Below are 15,870 nucleotides of genomic sequence, written 5' to 3'. Positions count from 1 at the left end.
GATCCTCTCTCACTTTCCTCAAGAAAGTGAGAGAGAATCCGGGAAAAACCCGCATTAAGTGAGAGAGCGTCCCGGGGGGTGTCCGGGGGGGTCAGGTGCCTGAGTGGGCCTGCAGGAAGCTGTACACCTCGGTCTCGTCCACGCCGGGGAAGGCGCCGGGCGGCATCGCGGCCAGCAGGTGCGAGTGGGCGCGGGCCGAGGGCCAGGCGTTGCCGGCCCACTCAGAGGCCAGCGACGCCGGCGGCCGCTTGCAGCAGCTGGGGTCCGGGCAGGTGGACTTTTCACGGGCGGTGGTTTCCCTGCCGCGGAACCACTTCACGTGCTGGTACGGCACCCCGATCGACAACGAGAACTCGCCGTTGGCCGACCGCTCCGTCCGTGCCGTGCACCAGAACGTCCCGGACGGCGTGTCCGTGTACTGGCTGTAGGCGCTGAACTTGTCCGGCACATCAAAAACCGCCCGGGAGGTCCACGACTTGCACGACGGTTGGCCCTCAATGGCGCCGGTATGGTCCATGGGGAACGTCACGCCGTCGTTCTCGTAGGCCTTATAGATGATGCCGCTCTGGTGCGTTTTCTGGAAGTGCGTGGTGATGCCCAGGTGCTGCGTGGCCAGGTTGGTGAAGCGGTGTGCAGCGGTTTCGTAGGACACCGCGAACGCGTCCCGGATGTCCTCCACGGCGATCTCCTTGGCCGTCTTTGCTTTCTGCAGGAAGTCCACCGTGGCCTGCTCGGGCAGCAACAGCGCGGCAGCGAAATAGTTGGTGGCCACTCGCTGGGCCAAAAAGTCGCCGTAGCTTTTCGGGGTTTCATGCCCCAGGACGTAGTGCCCCAGGGCCTGCAGCAGCACCGAGCGGGGGTCATGATCCTGCCGCTGGCTCTGCGTCAGGTAAATTCTGCGGTTCTTCAAATCCGTCACTGACCGGGTTGAATGGGGCAGGTCACCCACATGATGGAGGGTGAAGCCGAGGTTCTCCGCGATATCGGCAATCACGTGCTGGCTCAGCGGCCCCGCGGTGTACCCGACGGCGGCGAGCACCTTCTGCGCCTCGGCCTCGTACTCCGGAAAATAGTTCCCCCGCTCCCGCATCATGGCACGCAGCTCACCGTTCGCGCGGCGGGCTTCCTCCGGCGTCGCCACCTGCTCGTTGAGCTTGCGTTCAAGCTCGTGCAGCAGCCCCACCTGGGCCTCCAGCACATCAAGCGGGAGCCGCGAGCTGATGCGGATCTTGGGCAGGTTCAGCGACTCGTAAAGCGGCCCGCGCTGGTAGCGTTCGAGCTCGATTTCCAGGGCCGCGCGACGGTTCGGCGGTTCGGCTCCGAGGAGCTGGTCGATGGTGACGTTCAGGGCTGCGGCCAACCCTTGGAGCAGGCTCAGCTTCGGCTCCCGCTTGCCGTTTTCGATCAGGCTCAGCTGGCTCGGCGCAGTACCGACGGCGGCGCTGAGGTCATCAAGCGTATAACCTGCCTGTTTGCGCAGGTGCCGGACGCGGCGGCCCAGGCTGATGACATCCAGCTCAGGACCGGCGGCGGACAAGGACGGCGGGGCCACTTCACGATTCCAGCTTCCAGGCGACATTTCTTGAGAATACGCGAAGAAGTGCATTTCTTTCCACCCTTTTCCCCTATTGAAGTGTTTGGAAGTGCGGAAAAGTAGTGATCACGGAAAGAAACACCGCACCGGGACAGCCGGCCGGAACTGCAACGACGCAGCCCGGCCGGCCACCATCCGGAGCTCAACCAAGGAGATCAACGATGACTGCAGCATTTGAGCCCACCCAGCAGCCGTCCGGCCAGGACGCAGAATCGCAGACCGCCGCCCTGGAGCTCGAGTGGACGGCCAACCCCCGCTGGGAAGGCGTGACCCGCGACTACAAGGCGGCCGACGTCGTCAAACTCCGCGGCCGTGTTTCCGAAGAACACACCCTCGCCCGCCGCGGTGCGGAGAAGCTCTGGAAGCAGCTCACCGAAGAGCACAAGACCGGCAAGTACACCAACGCCCTTGGCGCCCTCACCGGTAACCAGGCCGTGCAGCAGGTCAAGGCCGGCCTCCGTGCCATCTACCTTTCCGGCTGGCAGGTTGCGGCGGACGCCAACAACTCGGGCCACACCTACCCGGACCAGTCCCTGTACCCGGCCAACTCCGTCCCCACCGTGGTCCGCCGCATCAACAACGCGCTGCTCCGCGCCGACCAGATCGAGTTCTCCGAAGGCGTCCAGACCGTCGATGACTGGATGGTCCCGATCGTCGCCGACGCCGAGGCCGGTTTCGGTGGCCCGCTGAACGCCTACGAACTCATGAAATCCATGATCCAGGCCGGCGCCGCCGGTGTTCACTGGGAAGACCAGCTCGCCTCCGAAAAGAAGTGCGGCCACCTCGGCGGCAAGGTGCTCATCCCCACCCAGCAGCACGTCCGCACCCTGAACGCCGCCCGGCTGGCAGCCGACGTCGCCGGCACTCCGACGGTGGTCATCGCCCGCACCGATGCCGAGGCAGCCACCCTGATCACCTCCGACGTCGATCCCCGCGACCAGGAATTCGTCCTCCGCGAAGACGGACAGCCGGTTCGCACTCCGGAAGGCTTCTACAAGGTCCGCAACGGCATCGAACCCTGCATTGCCCGCGCCAAGGCCTACGCACCGTATTCGGACCTCATCTGGATGGAAACGGGCACCCCGGACCTCGAGCTCGCCAGGAAGTTCGCCGAAGCCGTCAAGGCCGAGTTCCCGGACCAGATGCTCTCCTACAACTGCTCGCCGTCGTTCAACTGGCGCAAGCACCTGGACGACGCCACCATCGCGAAATTCCAGCGTGAACTCGGCGCCATGGGCTTCACGTTCCAGTTCATCACCCTGGCCGGCTTCCACGCCCTGAACTACTCGATGTTCGACCTCGCCCACGGCTACGCCCGTGAAGGCATGAGCGCCTACGTCGAACTTCAGGAAAAGGAATTCGCCTCCGAATCCCGCGGCTACACCGCGACCAAGCACCAGCGCGAAGTCGGCACCGGCTACTTCGACGACATCGCTACCGCGCTCAACCCGAACGCATCCACCCTGGCTCTGGTGGGATCCACCGAAGAAGGCCAGTTCCACTAAAAATTTCCCCAAGTAAGTAGCAGTAAGTGTCGTTTTGGAGGCTCAAAACGACACTTACTGCTACCCAGATGGGCCCCTGCACAGGAGACCTGAAATGAACACCTTCACAGACAGCTTCACCATCAACGGAATCACCCTCACCGCGCAGCCGATTTGCCGGCAGAACGAGGTTCTTACTCCGGATGCTTTGGAGTTTGTCGCAAAGCTGCACCGGGCCACCGCGGAGCGCCGGCAGGAACTGCTGCAGGCGCGCCGTACCCGCCGGGCCGAGATCGCCGCCGGGCAGGATCCCCGGTTCCTGCGGGAGACCGAGGACATCCGCAACGATCCGTCATGGCGCGTCGCTCCCCCGGCCCCGGGCCTAGAGGACCGCCGCGTGGAGATCACCGGCCCGGTGGACCAGAAGATGACCATCAACGCGCTGAACTCGGGCGCGAAGGTCTGGCTCGCGGACATGGAAGACTCCTCCACCCCCACCTGGCGCAACGTCATCAAGGGCCAGCTGAACCTCACCGACGCCTTGGAACGCCGGATCGACTTCACCAGTCCCGAGGGCAAGGAATACAAGCTCCGCCCCGCCGGTGAACTGCCCACCATCGTGGTCCGCCCCCGCGGCTGGCACCTGCCCGAAAAGCACATGATCATCGACGGCGCCCCGATCGCCGGCGGCATCGTGGACTTCGGCCTGTACTTCTTCCACAACGCCCGCCGCCTCCTGGCCCAGGGCAAAGGCCCGTACTTCTACCTCCCCAAGATCGAGAACCACCTCGAAGCCCGGCTCTGGAATGACATCTTCATCCTCGCCCAGGACCTCCTCGGCATCCCGCAGGGCACCATCCGTGCCACCGTGCTGATCGAGACCATCACCGCAGCATTCGAAATGGAGGAGATCCTCTACGAACTGCGCGATCACGCCGCGGGCCTGAACGCCGGCCGATGGGATTACATCTTCTCCCTGATCAAGAACTTCCGCACCCGCGGCCCCCGGTTCGTCCTGCCGGACCGCGCCCAGGTGACCATGACCCAGCCGTTCATGCGCGCCTACACCGAACAGCTGGTCCGGGCCTGCCACAAGCGCGGCGCCATGGCCATCGGCGGCATGGCCGCAGCTGTCCCCAACCGCAAGGACGAAGCCGCCAACACCAATGCCTTCGAAAAAGTCCGTGCAGACAAAACCCGCGAGGCCAACGACGGCTTCGACGGCTCATGGGTCGCCCACCCGGACCTGGTGCCGGTCTGCCGTGAAGTGTTCGATTCCATCCTCGGCGACCGTCCCAACCAGCTGGACCGCACCCGCGAGGACGTCACTCCCGATGACCGCGCCCTGATCAACGTGGCCGCCACCGAAGGCACCATCACCGAACAGGGCATCCGGAACAACATCGAGGTGGGGATCCGCTACATCGAATCCTGGCTGCGCGGAAACGGCGCGGTCGCCATCCACAACCTCATGGAAGACGCCGCCACCGCCGAAATCTCCCGCTCCCAGCTCTGGCAGTGGATGTTCGCCTCCGCCATCACCGACCACGGCGAAATCATCACCCACCACTGGATCGAGGAACTGCTCGACGAAGAGTTCGCACGGCTGGAACGCTTCGACGGCGACCGCTTCGAAGACGCCCGCGACATCTTCGAAGAAGTCACCCTCAGCCAGGACTTCCCGTCCTTCCTGACCCTCCCCGCCTACGCACGGTACCTCACCGAAGCACGGGAACGGGCCACCGAGGCCGAAATGGCTGCAGCCTAGCAGCCGCCCAGATTTCCGTCCGCCGGGCAGGCACGCCCTTCGCAAAAGATAGTGAGAGAGCATCCGTGGTTAAGCCACATTAAGTGAGAGAGCGTCCGGGGGTGTGGGAACGGTGAGCGGTTTCGGCAGGGGCGCGGGGAAGGGAAGGCGGAGTACGACGGCGGGGCGCGGCCGGGTCAGCGGCCCTTCGGCACCAACCGTACGGAGGACGTGGTGCCGACGAAGAACATCAGGGTGGACGCCAGGACCAGGAGCAGGGCCGGGGTCCAGGATCCTGTGGAGTTGTGGACGAAGCCCACCAGCGGCGGTGCCACGGCAGCAAAGCAGTATCCGAGGCCCTGGACCGTGGCGGACATGCGGCCCGCGGAGGCCTGGTCCTTGGCGAGTTTGATGATTGCAATGAAGATCAGGGTGATGCCGCCGCCCTGCGCAACGCCGCCGGAAGTGGACCATAGCCACCACAGGTCCGGGGCAAGCATCAGCCCGGCAGGCACGGCGATCCACATGAGTCCCAGGGCGACCGAGACCGTCGTCGTACTGAAGTATTTGGCGGCGAACGGAACCCCGAGGCCGCCCACGATGGCGAAGATCTGGAACAGCGAGGACCCGGCCCCGGCCGCGGAAGCGGACATGCCCAGTTCGTCGTTAAGGTAGCTCGGCAGCCAGGCAGTCACAGCGTAGTAGGAGAACGCCTGACCGGTGAAGCCGGCGGTCAAACCGGCGGTGATCCAGCCGGATCCTTTGACTGCCGGGTGCACTTCGCCGCCGTTCACGGCGGCGTCCGAGGGAACAAAGGCCGCGCGCGGCCCCACCGCCAGGGTCCAGAAAACTATGGCCACCACGGCCAGGATGCCCACGGACGCCAGGGCCACCCGCCAGCCCGCCAACTCGGCCAGCGGAGCCGTCACCATGGACGTCAGGAACGAACCGATGTTCAACGCCGCCGTGTATACGCCCATGGCCGTGCCCTGCCGCTTCGGCGAAAAGTCCCGGCGGACGATCAGCGGCACGGCGATATTGCCGACCGTAATCGCCAGGCCGATGACCACCGTTCCCGCAATCACCAGCGCCGCGCCGCCAGCCGAACGCACAATCACGCCGGCCAGCACGCCGAGGATGGTCAGGGTGACGGCGAACTCCGCACCGAATTTCCGGGCGGTCAGGGAAGCCAGCGAGGCGGCCACGGCAAAGCACAGGACCGGGATACTCGTCAGCAGCCCCAGGACCACCGGTGAGAATCCCAGTTCCGCCTGGATCACGCCCACCACCGGCGGGACGGCCACAAACGGTCCGCGCAAATTCAGCGCCAGCAACCCGATGCACGCGAGCAGGATCCAAGCCTTGGGAACCTTGGCCAACAACTGTCCGCTCACAGGATGGCTCCAGGGTATAAAAATGATTTCATCACCCCCATTGCTATCACGACTCACCGGCGGGGAGCCTTTGCCCGGACAAGGCGTCCTAGAATGACGGGAACCGGCATCATCTGGACACAAACCCGCGCAGCCCGCCTCCCGGACGAAGGAACCTCACATGCAGCAACGGCTTGCCATCCTTGACGACTACCAGGACGTGGCCCACGGTTTCGCGGACTGGTCCGCCCTGCAAAAGTCCGGTATCACCACCTCCGTCTTCCGGGAGCCGTTCCAAACAGAGGATGCGGTTGCCGCGGCCCTGGCCGATTTCCAGATAGTTGTGGCCATGCGGGAGCGGACCCCTTTTCCGCGTGCGGTGCTGGAGCGGCTGCCCGGGCTCAAACTCCTGGTGACCACCGGCATGGCCAACGCCGCCATTGACGTTGCCGCGGCAGAGGACCTCGGCATCACCGTCTGCGGCACGCCCGGCTCCCCCACCGCCGCCCCGGAGCTGACGTGGGCGTTGCTGCTGGCGCTGGCCCGGAACCTGCCCGCGGAGGAACGCTCGCTGCGGGCCGGCACCTGGCAAACCTCTGTGGGGATGGAACTGTCCGGTAAGACGCTGGGCGTGGTGGGCCTGGGCAAAATCGGGCGGCGGATCGCGGCGTTCGGCCAGGCCTTCGGCATGGAGGTGCTCGCGTGGAGCGAGAACCTGACGGAGGAGACCGCCGCCGAGGCCGGCGCCCGGAAGGTCAGCAAAGAGGACCTTTTCAGGAATTCCGACGTCGTCACCCTCCATTTGCGGCTCTCTCCCCGTTCCGAGGGGATCGTGGGGGAACGCGAGTTGAAGCTCCTCGGCCCCGAAGGCCTCCTGGTGAACACCTCCCGCGGCCCGCTGGTTGAGCAGGACGCCCTGGTGCGCGCACTCAATGACGGCTGGATCCGGGGAGCAGCCTTGGATGTGTTCGATACTGAACCCATCCCGCCGGCCCACCCGCTCCTCAGCACCCCCAACACGGTACTGTCCCCGCACCTGGGCTACGTCACGCAGGAGAGCTACCGGCAGTTCTACGGCGGCGCGTTTGAGGACGTCAAAGCCTGGCTGGCAGGATCACCGGTGCGGGTGATCCTGCCCTAGCTCAGCCCGTGGCCTGAAGCGTGGCTTCGATAACCGCGGGCGACAGGACGTGCTGCGTCACCATCCGGCTTGCCCCCAGGATGGCCGCCTTGTCCCCGGCCACGGACAGCGCAATACGCAGATGGGTGGTGGCCAGCGGCAGGGAGCGCCGGTACACCACTTCGCGCACGCCCGCCATCAGGTGCTCCCCGGCCTGACCCAGGCTTCCGCCGATCACGATCACGGAGGGATTAAGCAGGTTCACCGCCATCGCCAGGACATCTCCCAGGTCCCGCCCCGCCTGGCGCAGAGCCTGGATGGCCTGGAGGTTGCCATCGCTGACCAGCTTCAGGACGTCGCTGCCCTTGCGCGCGGGCACACCGTGGCGTTCCAGTTCCGCAGCCACGGCCGGCCCTGATGCAAGGGCCTCGAGGCAGCCGTAGTTCCCGCACCGGCACAGCACGTCATCGCCGCGGGGCACCCGGACGTGGCCCAGGTCGCCCGCTGTTCCGTTGGCGCCGCGCTGCAGTTCACCGCTGCTGATGATTCCGGCGCCGATGCCGGTGGCAACCTTGATAAAAAGGAAGTTCTCGTGCTCCGGCCAATGCGCCGTACGCTCACCGAGCGCCATGATGTTCACATCGTTGTCCACCAGCACCGGGACGGGAAGGGATCGCTGGACGTAACGGACAACGTCAAAACCGTCCCAGCCGGGCATGATGGGCGGCTTCACGGGGCGGCCCGTGGCATGTTCAACAGGGCCCGGCAACCCGATTCCCACGCCGGCCAGGTCCTTGAGGGTCCGTCCGGCCTCGGCCAGGACCGCCAGTCCCTCTGCGGCCACGGTATCCAGGACAGTCTCCGGACCGGCAGCGACATCCTGCGCCAGCCGCCGTTCGGAAAGGACGTTCCCGCCCAGGTCCGTGACGGCGACGATCACGTGCGTCGCGCCCACATCCACCGCCAGCACTGAGCGCGCGGCAGGGTTGAAGGCAAAGCGCGACGGCGGCCTGCCGCCGCTGGAGCTCGCCTCACCGGCCGGGCCCACCAGGCCGGAAGAGATCAGCGCGTCAATGCGTGACGCCACCGTGGACCGGGCCAGGCCCGTGGTCAGTGCCAGTTCGGCGCGCGTGCGTGCCTTGCCGTCACGGAGCAGCTGGAAAAGATCACCCGCCCGGGAAAGACTCCCTGCACCCTCGGGGACGGCATCTGCTCCGGCTTCTGTGCCGGATACTCCAGGCGTGGGATTCATGAATCAGTGATAGCACGAAGCACTTCCGCCTGTCACACCCACGAAAGAATGACGGCTACATTTCAACTTTTGCTTGACGCCCGGCAAAAGTCCTTCTACCTTGATTGTGAGCGGTGTCACTTCAAAGGCACCCACGCCACACCTTCCAGCTAATACATCGAGGTAGATGACTTGTCGAGCCAAGCAGCGGGATCTCCGGCAGTGATCGGCGTCGGAATCCTCGGCGCGGGCCCTGTCACCCAGGCGATCCACCTGCCGTCCCTCGCACGGTTGGGCCACCTCCTGGAAGTCCGGCACATCATGGACGTGGACGCCGGTGTAGCCGAAGCGGTGGCCGGCAGGGTGGGCGCGAACTTCAGCACCAGCATGGACCATCTCCTCGCGGACCCCGCAGTGGACGTCGTGGCCATCTGCAGCCCGCATCAATTCCATGCGGCACAGGTGATCGCCGCCTGCCGGGCCGGCAAGAAGGCCGTCCTGTGTGAAAAGCCCTTCGCCATGAGCGGTGAGGAAGCCGCCAGCATTTCCGCCGTTTCGGCCGAGACGGGCGTGCCCATCATCGTCGGCGCCATGCACACCTTTGATCCGGGCTGGCTCGCCGCAGAGCAGGCCTGGGGCGACCTGCCCGAGCAGGTCCACACCGTCCGGTCCACCATTGTCCTGCCGCCCAACCCCCGCTTCGAAGACTTTGCCACCGAGATTGTGGGCCGGGCGCCCGTGCCGGCCCGCGACTTCAATGACCCGGAGGTCATAAGGGCCATGCTTACCGGCGGAGTCATGGGCCTGGCCATCCATGACCTGCCCCTGGTGCGGCGCTTCACTCCCGCATTCGCCGACGTCGAGGTCCTGCATGCCGAAGTTGTCCGCCCGTTTGGCTACGTCATCTCACTGCGGGCCGGGAACGTGGGCATCGAGCTTCGTGCGGCGATGAACGGGACGTGGGAACCGTCCTGGGAATTTGAGGCAATTGGCGACGATGCCGCCCTGAAGATCGATTTCACTCCTTCCTATGTCCACGCCGGCTCCGCAACAGCCCGGATCAGGACGGCCGGGAAGGTCACCGTCCTGGGCCCCTTTGGCCACAACGGCTATGAGGGAGAGTGGCGCAAACTCGCCGAACTTGCGGCGGGGAAAGGCACGCCACCGTCCGCCGACACCGTGATCCACGACCTCGAGTTTGCGCTGGCCATCGCCGAAGCTGCCGCAGCCCGGATCGGGACAGACCGCATCGAAACAGGCACTAATGATTCCGAACCGCTCAATGACGAGCAGAAGGTCAATGCATGAGTACCCAACTATCTGTGTCGGCGGGTCCCGGGGCTGACGCAGCGGGTACCGTGTCCGCCGTCGTCGCTTCCCTTCCGGTCTCGTTCGCTCCGGCGGCGGAGTCACCCGACGTCGTCGCTGTGGCCGGCCATGCCGGTTGGACGGTCCGGGCCATGGACGCAATCCGCGGCGGAGCCAAGGGGGTTGTGGTGTCCGGCCCCGCAGCCGAGGATCCCGCCGCGCTCAACTCCGCGGCGAGCGCTGCCGAAGCCGTTGTGGTGCTGGACCGCCGGTGGGCCGGGAACGTGGCGCTGGACGCCGCGAATGACACGGTGCGCGGCGTCATTAACACGGCCCTTGGTAACGCGGTCCTGGTGGACTCTGTGGCGATGGCCGCTCCCGGCACCGAGCCGCTCCATCTGCTCGCGGACCAGTTCGCCGTGCTGGTGCAGTGCGGGATCGACGTCCGCAACGTGCGGATGGTCCAATGCAACCGGAACGGCTACACCGTGGCCGCCGTCCTCGGCGACGGGATCCCCGTGGCTCTGCAGGGCATCCTCACGTCAGTCCTCCCCGCCACCGCCAGCCTCACCATCCTGACGGCCGCCGGCCGTGCGGATATTGTCCTGCCGGACCCGGCAGCCGCGTGGCCGGCTGAAGTCCGCGCCGTCACCGCGGAAGGGTCGACGACGCTTCCCACACTTTACGAATCGTCCCACCGGAGCACCTGGTCGAGGGTCCATGCGCACCTCACTGCAGGGACGGCCCCTGACGACCTCGCCCAGCTCGCCACTGTCCTGTCCCTTCTCAGCCAACTCAACCGCTAAGCCGCACTACCCGCAGTTCCAGTACCGCAAGTCAACATCCGCTCACTGTCGAGAGGGGCCCGGGCATTCAGTCCGCTCCGGGCCCTGAAAGGAAACCATCGTGTTTAACAAGTCCTCCATCGCATCCTCCCCCCTCTCCCGGAGGGGATTCCTGGGCCTCACCGCAGCAGCGGCGTCCGTTCCCCTTTTGGCTGCCTGCGGCGGCGGTTCCGCGTCACAGGGCGGCAGTGGCGGTGCGGGCGGGACCATCAAGTTCTGGGATATGCCGTGGGCCACCCCGGCCTACAACGACGCCGCCAAGAAGATTGCTGAGGGCTTCTCCGGAGCCAACAGCAAGGCGAGCTACCAGATCATCCAGTGGAATAACTTCTACCAGACGTTCTCCTCGGCCATCGCGTCAAAGACCGGCCCGGCAGTGTCCACCGGCGGCGGCTTCCAGGCCTTCCAGTTCGAACAGCAGGGCCAGATCGCGTACGCCGACAAGGTCATCGACAAGCTGAAGAGCGATGGCAAGTTCGATGACTTCCTGCCCGGTGTACTGGACCCGTTCAAGACCGACAAGGGCTACGTAGCCGTCCCGTGGCAGCTGGACATGCGGGTGTTCTGGTACCGCAAGTCACTGTTCGAGAAGGCCAACGTGGCACTTCCCACCGACTGGCCGTCCCTCCTCGAAGCCGGCAAGGCACTCAAAAAGGTGGGGGCCTTTGGTTTCACCACCGGTGCCGGGTCAGGAAACAACTACGCCAACCACTCCATGATCATGATGATGGTCAACAACGGCGGCGGCGTCTTCACCAAGGACGGCCAGCTCGACCTGATGAACGACCGCAACGTCGAAGCCATGGAGTTCGTCCTGGAGCTCGTCTCCAACGGCATTGTGGATCCTGCCGCCGTCAGCTACACCACGGACAACATGTCCGCCCAGTGGAAGGACGGCAAGGCCGGCTATGGCCTCTTCCAGGTCAATGTTCCGCAGCGGGTGGGCGATACCTCCGGCGACCTGCTCGTCGCGGACCCCATCAAGGGCCCGCACGGGGACAAGGCAACCATCGTCTTCCCCAACAACATCATGATGTACAACAACACCCCCTCCCAGGCGGCATCCGAGGAATTCCTGGTGTACTACCTGGGCCAGATCAAGGAACTGTGGCGCCAGAAGCTGATGTCCGCCCTGCCGGTGTTCAAGTCCATCACCGAGCTCCCCGAGTTTGCCTCCGACCCCAACAACGTCAAGATCGTCAAGGACTGGCAGCCCATCGCCAAGACGTTCGCGTCGCAGGGCAACACGCTCAATGCCAACCTCGCGGCCCTGGACGGCGGCCAGGCCCTGAACCAGTTCAGCCAGACGATCATTACTGGTAAGTCTGATGCCAAGACCGCGCTGCAGACCTTCCAGTCCGCTCTCGAATCGGTCCTGAAAAAGTAGAGCGCCACACCATGACTACCTCCACAGCGCCGGCGGGATTGAGCCGGGCCCGCAAGGGAATTGCTCCCGGCGGGGGCGGCACCGTCAATCGCAAGAGCAAACTGTCCGCCCAAACCACTAGGACATTCTTCTGGCTCCTGCTCCCTTCCGTGGTCCTGCTCGTCCTGATCCACGGCTATCCCCTGATCTACGCGGCCATCCAGGCCACCCATGACGGCGACCTGCTCCAGACCGGAAACTTCATCGGCGGGGACAACTTTGCCAGGGTCCTGTCTTCGCCGGCGTTCTGGAAGGCCGCGCAGTTCACCCTGATGTTCACCATTGTGGGTGTCTTCGGATCCTGGCTTGTGGGGTTGGGGCTCGCGCTGCTGCTCCGCACCAGGATTCCTGCCGGCGGCACCTTCAAGGTCCTGCTCCTGCTGCCCTGGGTGGTTCCCATTGTGGTGTCCTCCACGGCATGGAACTGGCTGGTGGCCACCCCCGACAGCCTGGTTCCGTCGCTGTTCCGCAACCTGGGGCTGGGTACTCCCCTCTTTCTGGCTGATCCCAATCTCGCGGCCATCACAGTCATGGTCTTCAAGGTCTGGGTCAGTTTCCCGTTCATGATGATGATGATCTCGGCGGCGCTTGCCTCCGTGGACACCACCGTTTACGAGGCGGCGAGCATGGACGGTGCCACGCGCTGGCAGCAGTTCACCCAGATCACGCTTCCCCTGATCGCCCGGTCCACGTACATCTCCTGGATCCTGATGACCATCTTCTGCGTCAACGACTTCCCCACCATCTACCTGCTCACCGGCGGCGGACCGGTCAGCGCCACCACCTCCCTGGTGGTCCTCGCCTACCGCACGGTTTTCCAGGACTTCGCCACCGGCCCCGGCGTCGCCATCGCGTTCCTCATGACCATGACCCTGGTGGTCATCTCCGTCGTCCTGTACCGCCAGATCCGAAAGTCGAGTGTTGAATAATGAGCGCTGCAGTCCACGCCCATCCCCAATCCGGCCCGGCTCTGGGAGTCGCTGACTCCGGCCAGAAACGCCGTGTACTCTCCGACGCGGGCGATCGCGGCCGCTGGTGGCGGTTCACTGCCATCCTGGTCATCACCGCGATCGTGCTGGTGCCCATCATGGTCACGGTGGTTCTCGCGTTCACGCCCGGGCCTAACAGCACCGCAACCGGCCTGACCTTTGAGAACCTCGCCAACGTCTTCTCGGGCACCCTCGCCGCCACCTGGCTTCAGAACAGCCTGATTACCACCCTGTCCACGGTGGTGGTTGCCGTGGCTGTGGCCGCCCCCGCCGGTTACGTTCTCTCCCGCGGCCGCAGCAAGGCGGTGTCCGGCTACTCGCTGCTGCTTTTTGTGATGCAGTCCCTGCCCATCATCACCTCGGTGGTGCCGCTGTTCATCCTCTTCGCCGGCATGGGACTGGTGGATAACCTGCTGGGGATCACCATCATTTATGTAGGGTCCACCATGACGGTGGCCACGTGGATGATGGCGGCCTACTTCGACTCGATCCCCATCAGCCTCGAGGAGGCCTCCTGGATTGACGGCTGTTCCGTGTTTGGATCCTTCACGAAGGTAGTCCTGCGCAACTCGCTTCCCGGCATCCTCTCCACGGCCATTTTCGCCTTCCTGCTGGCGTGGAACGACTACCTGGTGGCCATCGTGTTCCTGCGCTCGAACGAAATCTTCACCCTTCCCATGGGCGTGCAGTCCTTCTTCCAGCAGAACGCCACCGACTGGACCTCGGTCATGGCCCTCGCCGTGGTCATGATGCTCCCGCCCATCATCGTCTTCGCCACGCTGAACAAATATTTCAGTGTGGGCGGCATCGGCGGATCCCTCGCCGGCCGCTAGCCCCTCAAACCGTTTCCTGAACACTCCGCAAAAGGATTACAAAATGTCATACTCCCTGCAGCTGTACACGCTCCGCAACGCCATCCAGGACGACCTGCCCGGCACCATCCGGAAGGTCGCGGAGATCGGTTTCACCCAGGTTGAGCCTTACAACTTCGTGGCGACGGCGGAGGAACTCGGTAAGGCACTGAAGGAAAACGGCCTCACCGCGCCCTCCGGCCATGCACCGCTCCTGAGCCAGGACCAGGACGAAATCTTCGCCGCAGCCAAGGCCCTGGGCATCAGCACCGTCATCGACCCGTACCTGCCGGCCGAGCACTGGCAGAAGGCCGAAGATATCCAGGCCACGGCGGCGAAGCTCAACGAAGCCGCAAAGAAGGGTGCCGAACACGGGATCCGCGTTGGCTACCACAACCACGCCTGGGAGCTGGAGTCCAGCATCGAGGGCCGGACGGCGTTTGAATACTTCGCGGATCTGCTGGATCCCGCAGTGGTGCTCGAAGTGGATACCTACTGGGTTGCGGTGGGCGGCCAGGACCCCGTGGAGGTCCTGGACCGGCTGGGCGACAAGGTGAAGTTCATCCACATCAAGGACGGCCCGCTGAATACGGATACGAAGGCGCAGCTGCCGGCAGGCAAGGGGAAGGTTGCAGTCCTGGATGTCATCGCTGCCGCCAAGTCCCTCGAAGTGGGCGTGGTGGAGTTTGACGACTACGCCGGCGACATCTTCGAAGGCATCGCCGAGAGCCTCGCCTACCTGAACGCCAACACCGCCGAAGGGGCAAACGCATGAGCCGCGAAGCAGCAGCCGGCAAAGGCCCGGTGGGCGTCGCCGTCATCGGCGCCGGAAACATCAGCAAGCAGTACCTGGACAACCTCACGGTCTTCCCCGACCTGAAAGTCCACGTCATCGCGGACATTTTCGAAGACGCAGCAGCCGCCCGCGCCAAGGAGTACGGCATCCCCGAGTGGGGGCCGCCGGAGCTGGCACTGAACCACCCCGCCGTCGAAATCATCGTCAACCTGACCATCCCGGCGGCGCACGTGGAGGTGGCCACGGCCGCCGTCAACGCCGGCAAGCACGTCTGGACGGAGAAGCCGTTCTCCCTGGACCGCGAATCCGGCCTGGGGTTGCTCAAGGCCGCCGACGCTGCCGGCATCCGGCTCGGCACCGCCCCGGACACCTTCCTTGGCGCCGGAATCCAGACAGCGCTGCGCCTGATCCAGCGCGGGGACATCGGCACGCCCCTGACGGCCATGACCACGTTCCAGACGCCGGGGCCGGAGTCCTGGCACCCCAACCCCGCCTTCCTCTTCCAGCACGGCGCCGGCCCGCTCTTCGACATGGGCCCGTATTACCTCACCGCCCTGGTGCAGACCTTCGGCTCCATCCGCAAGGTGGCGGCTGTCGGTTCCAAGGCCAAGGACGTGCGCGTGATCGGTTCCGGACCCAAGGCCGGCGAAAAGTTCACCGTCGAGGTCCCCACCCACGTTTCCGCGATGGCGCAGTTCGAATCCGGCGCCTCCTCGCACAGCGTGTTCTCCTTCGAGTCCCCCCGCACCCGCATGGGGTTCGTGGAAATCACCGGTACCGAGGCCACCATCTCCCTGCCTGACCCCAACTACTTCACCGGCGACATCAAGCTCTGGCGCGCCGGCGACGAGGACTGGACCACCGTCCCGGCCACCGGCCCGGCGAACGGCCGCGGCATGGGTGTCCTGGACATGGCACGCGCCCTCCGGGCCGGCGTGCCGCACCGGGCGACCGGCAACCTCGCCTACCACGTGCTGGACACCATGGTCTCGATTTCGGAGTCCGTGGAGTCGGGCACCTTCATCGACGTCGAAAGCTCCGCCCCGACGTCCCCGGCCCTCCCCGAGGACTGGAACCCCACAGCAGCCACTCTCTAGGATCCACGC

13 protein-coding genes are annotated in these 15,870 nt (G+C 65.1%); 10 read left to right on the top strand and 3 right to left on the bottom strand.

The genetic code is table 11. The annotated features are described in order from the left end of the window. Positions 1-91: 91 nt before the first annotated feature. Positions 92-1,606, bottom strand: coding sequence for a helix-turn-helix domain-containing protein (locus SBP01_RS02895; RefSeq protein ID WP_320537415.1), 1,515 nt, complete (start codon positions 1,604-1,606; stop codon positions 92-94). Positions 1,607-1,755: 149 nt separating this feature from the next. On the opposite strand from SBP01_RS02895, the gene aceA reads away from it, so the two are divergent. Together aceA and aceB are read left to right on the top strand one after the other, a co-directional pair. Beyond that, the gene (gene aceA / locus SBP01_RS02890; protein WP_275214129.1) at positions 1,756-3,099 is read left to right on the top strand and encodes an isocitrate lyase; all 1,344 of its coding nucleotides are present in this window, start codon (positions 1,756-1,758) and stop codon (positions 3,097-3,099) included. Between the two features lie 94 nt (positions 3,100-3,193). Beyond that, on the top strand, positions 3,194-4,846 hold the full coding sequence (gene aceB / locus SBP01_RS02885; protein WP_275214128.1) for a malate synthase A: 1,653 nt from the start codon (positions 3,194-3,196) through the stop codon (positions 4,844-4,846). 176 nt (positions 4,847-5,022) lie between these two features. Here the strand turns inward: aceB and SBP01_RS02880 are convergent, their stop codons facing one another. After that, positions 5,023-6,219 carry a CynX/NimT family MFS transporter gene (locus SBP01_RS02880; protein ID WP_275214127.1) on the bottom strand — a complete coding sequence of 399 codons (1,197 nt, stop codon included), beginning with the start codon at positions 6,217-6,219 and terminating at the stop codon, positions 5,023-5,025. A 160-nt stretch (positions 6,220-6,379) separates the two neighbouring features. On the opposite strand from SBP01_RS02880, the gene SBP01_RS02875 reads away from it, so the two are divergent. Next, positions 6,380-7,339 (top strand): D-2-hydroxyacid dehydrogenase family protein, encoded by a 960-nt coding sequence (locus tag SBP01_RS02875; RefSeq protein WP_320537414.1) that lies wholly within the window; start codon positions 6,380-6,382, stop codon positions 7,337-7,339. 1 nt (position 7,340) lies between these two features. Here the strand turns inward: SBP01_RS02875 and SBP01_RS02870 are convergent, their stop codons facing one another. Continuing rightward, positions 7,341-8,570: an ROK family transcriptional regulator gene (locus tag SBP01_RS02870; RefSeq protein WP_275214125.1), complete on the bottom strand. Its 1,230-nt coding sequence runs from the start codon at positions 8,568-8,570 to the stop codon at positions 7,341-7,343. Between the two features lie 171 nt (positions 8,571-8,741). On the opposite strand from SBP01_RS02870, the gene SBP01_RS02865 reads away from it, so the two are divergent. From SBP01_RS02865 to SBP01_RS02835, 7 genes are all read left to right on the top strand, one after another. Then, the gene (locus tag SBP01_RS02865) at positions 8,742-9,857 is read left to right on the top strand and encodes a Gfo/Idh/MocA family oxidoreductase (protein WP_320537413.1); all 1,116 of its coding nucleotides are present in this window, start codon (positions 8,742-8,744) and stop codon (positions 9,855-9,857) included. Beyond that, positions 9,854-10,663, top strand: a complete 810-nt coding sequence (locus SBP01_RS02860) for a hypothetical protein (protein ID WP_320537412.1) — start codon at positions 9,854-9,856, stop codon at positions 10,661-10,663. The genes SBP01_RS02865 and SBP01_RS02860 overlap by 4 nt, the downstream gene beginning before the upstream one ends. Before the next feature lie 100 nt (positions 10,664-10,763). Then, complete coding sequence (locus SBP01_RS02855) at positions 10,764-12,089, top strand: ABC transporter substrate-binding protein (protein WP_275214121.1); 1,326 nt, start codon at positions 10,764-10,766, stop codon at positions 12,087-12,089. 11 nt (positions 12,090-12,100) lie between these two features. Then, the gene (locus SBP01_RS02850; RefSeq protein ID WP_275214120.1) at positions 12,101-13,057 is read left to right on the top strand and encodes a carbohydrate ABC transporter permease; all 957 of its coding nucleotides are present in this window, start codon (positions 12,101-12,103) and stop codon (positions 13,055-13,057) included. Continuing rightward, positions 13,057-13,950 (top strand): carbohydrate ABC transporter permease, encoded by an 894-nt coding sequence (locus SBP01_RS02845; protein WP_275214119.1) that lies wholly within the window; start codon positions 13,057-13,059, stop codon positions 13,948-13,950. Before SBP01_RS02850 ends, SBP01_RS02845 begins: the two co-directional genes overlap by 1 nt. A 43-nt stretch (positions 13,951-13,993) precedes the next feature. Then, positions 13,994-14,743 (top strand): sugar phosphate isomerase/epimerase, encoded by a 750-nt coding sequence (locus SBP01_RS02840; RefSeq protein ID WP_320537411.1) that lies wholly within the window; start codon positions 13,994-13,996, stop codon positions 14,741-14,743. Then, on the top strand, positions 14,740-15,861 hold the full coding sequence (locus tag SBP01_RS02835) for a Gfo/Idh/MocA family oxidoreductase (protein ID WP_320537410.1): 1,122 nt from the start codon (positions 14,740-14,742) through the stop codon (positions 15,859-15,861). The genes SBP01_RS02840 and SBP01_RS02835 overlap by 4 nt, the downstream gene beginning before the upstream one ends. The last annotated feature ends 9 nt before the right edge of the window (positions 15,862-15,870 follow it).

The sequence above is a fragment of the Pseudarthrobacter sp. IC2-21 genome (assembly GCF_034048115.1).
GTDB classification, from domain to species: domain Bacteria; phylum Actinomycetota; class Actinomycetes; order Actinomycetales; family Micrococcaceae; genus Arthrobacter; species Arthrobacter naphthalenicus.
The sequence above is the reverse complement of the archived record's forward strand: the minus strand, read 5'-3'. Positions and strand labels throughout refer to the sequence as shown.

What these genes read in the sequence shown, in the direction of transcription:
- SBP01_RS02895 (WP_320537415.1), bottom strand. Translation starts at nt 1,606, where the DNA reads ATGCACTTCTTCGCGTATTCTCAAGAAATGTCGCCTGGAAGCTGGAAT.
- aceA (WP_275214129.1), top strand. Translation starts at nt 1,756, where the DNA reads ATGACTGCAGCATTTGAGCCCACCCAGCAGCCGTCCGGCCAGGACGCA.
- aceB (WP_275214128.1), top strand. Translation starts at nt 3,194, where the DNA reads ATGAACACCTTCACAGACAGCTTCACCATCAACGGAATCACCCTCACC.
- SBP01_RS02875 (WP_320537414.1), top strand. Translation starts at nt 6,380, where the DNA reads ATGCAGCAACGGCTTGCCATCCTTGACGACTACCAGGACGTGGCCCAC.
- SBP01_RS02870 (WP_275214125.1), bottom strand. Translation starts at nt 8,570, where the DNA reads ATGAATCCCACGCCTGGAGTATCCGGCACAGAAGCCGGAGCAGATGCC.
- SBP01_RS02860 (WP_320537412.1), top strand. Translation starts at nt 9,854, where the DNA reads ATGAGTACCCAACTATCTGTGTCGGCGGGTCCCGGGGCTGACGCAGCG.
- SBP01_RS02850 (WP_275214120.1), top strand. Translation starts at nt 12,101, where the DNA reads ATGACTACCTCCACAGCGCCGGCGGGATTGAGCCGGGCCCGCAAGGGA.
- SBP01_RS02845 (WP_275214119.1), top strand. Translation starts at nt 13,057, where the DNA reads ATGAGCGCTGCAGTCCACGCCCATCCCCAATCCGGCCCGGCTCTGGGA.
- SBP01_RS02840 (WP_320537411.1), top strand. Translation starts at nt 13,994, where the DNA reads ATGTCATACTCCCTGCAGCTGTACACGCTCCGCAACGCCATCCAGGAC.
- SBP01_RS02835 (WP_320537410.1), top strand. Translation starts at nt 14,740, where the DNA reads ATGAGCCGCGAAGCAGCAGCCGGCAAAGGCCCGGTGGGCGTCGCCGTC.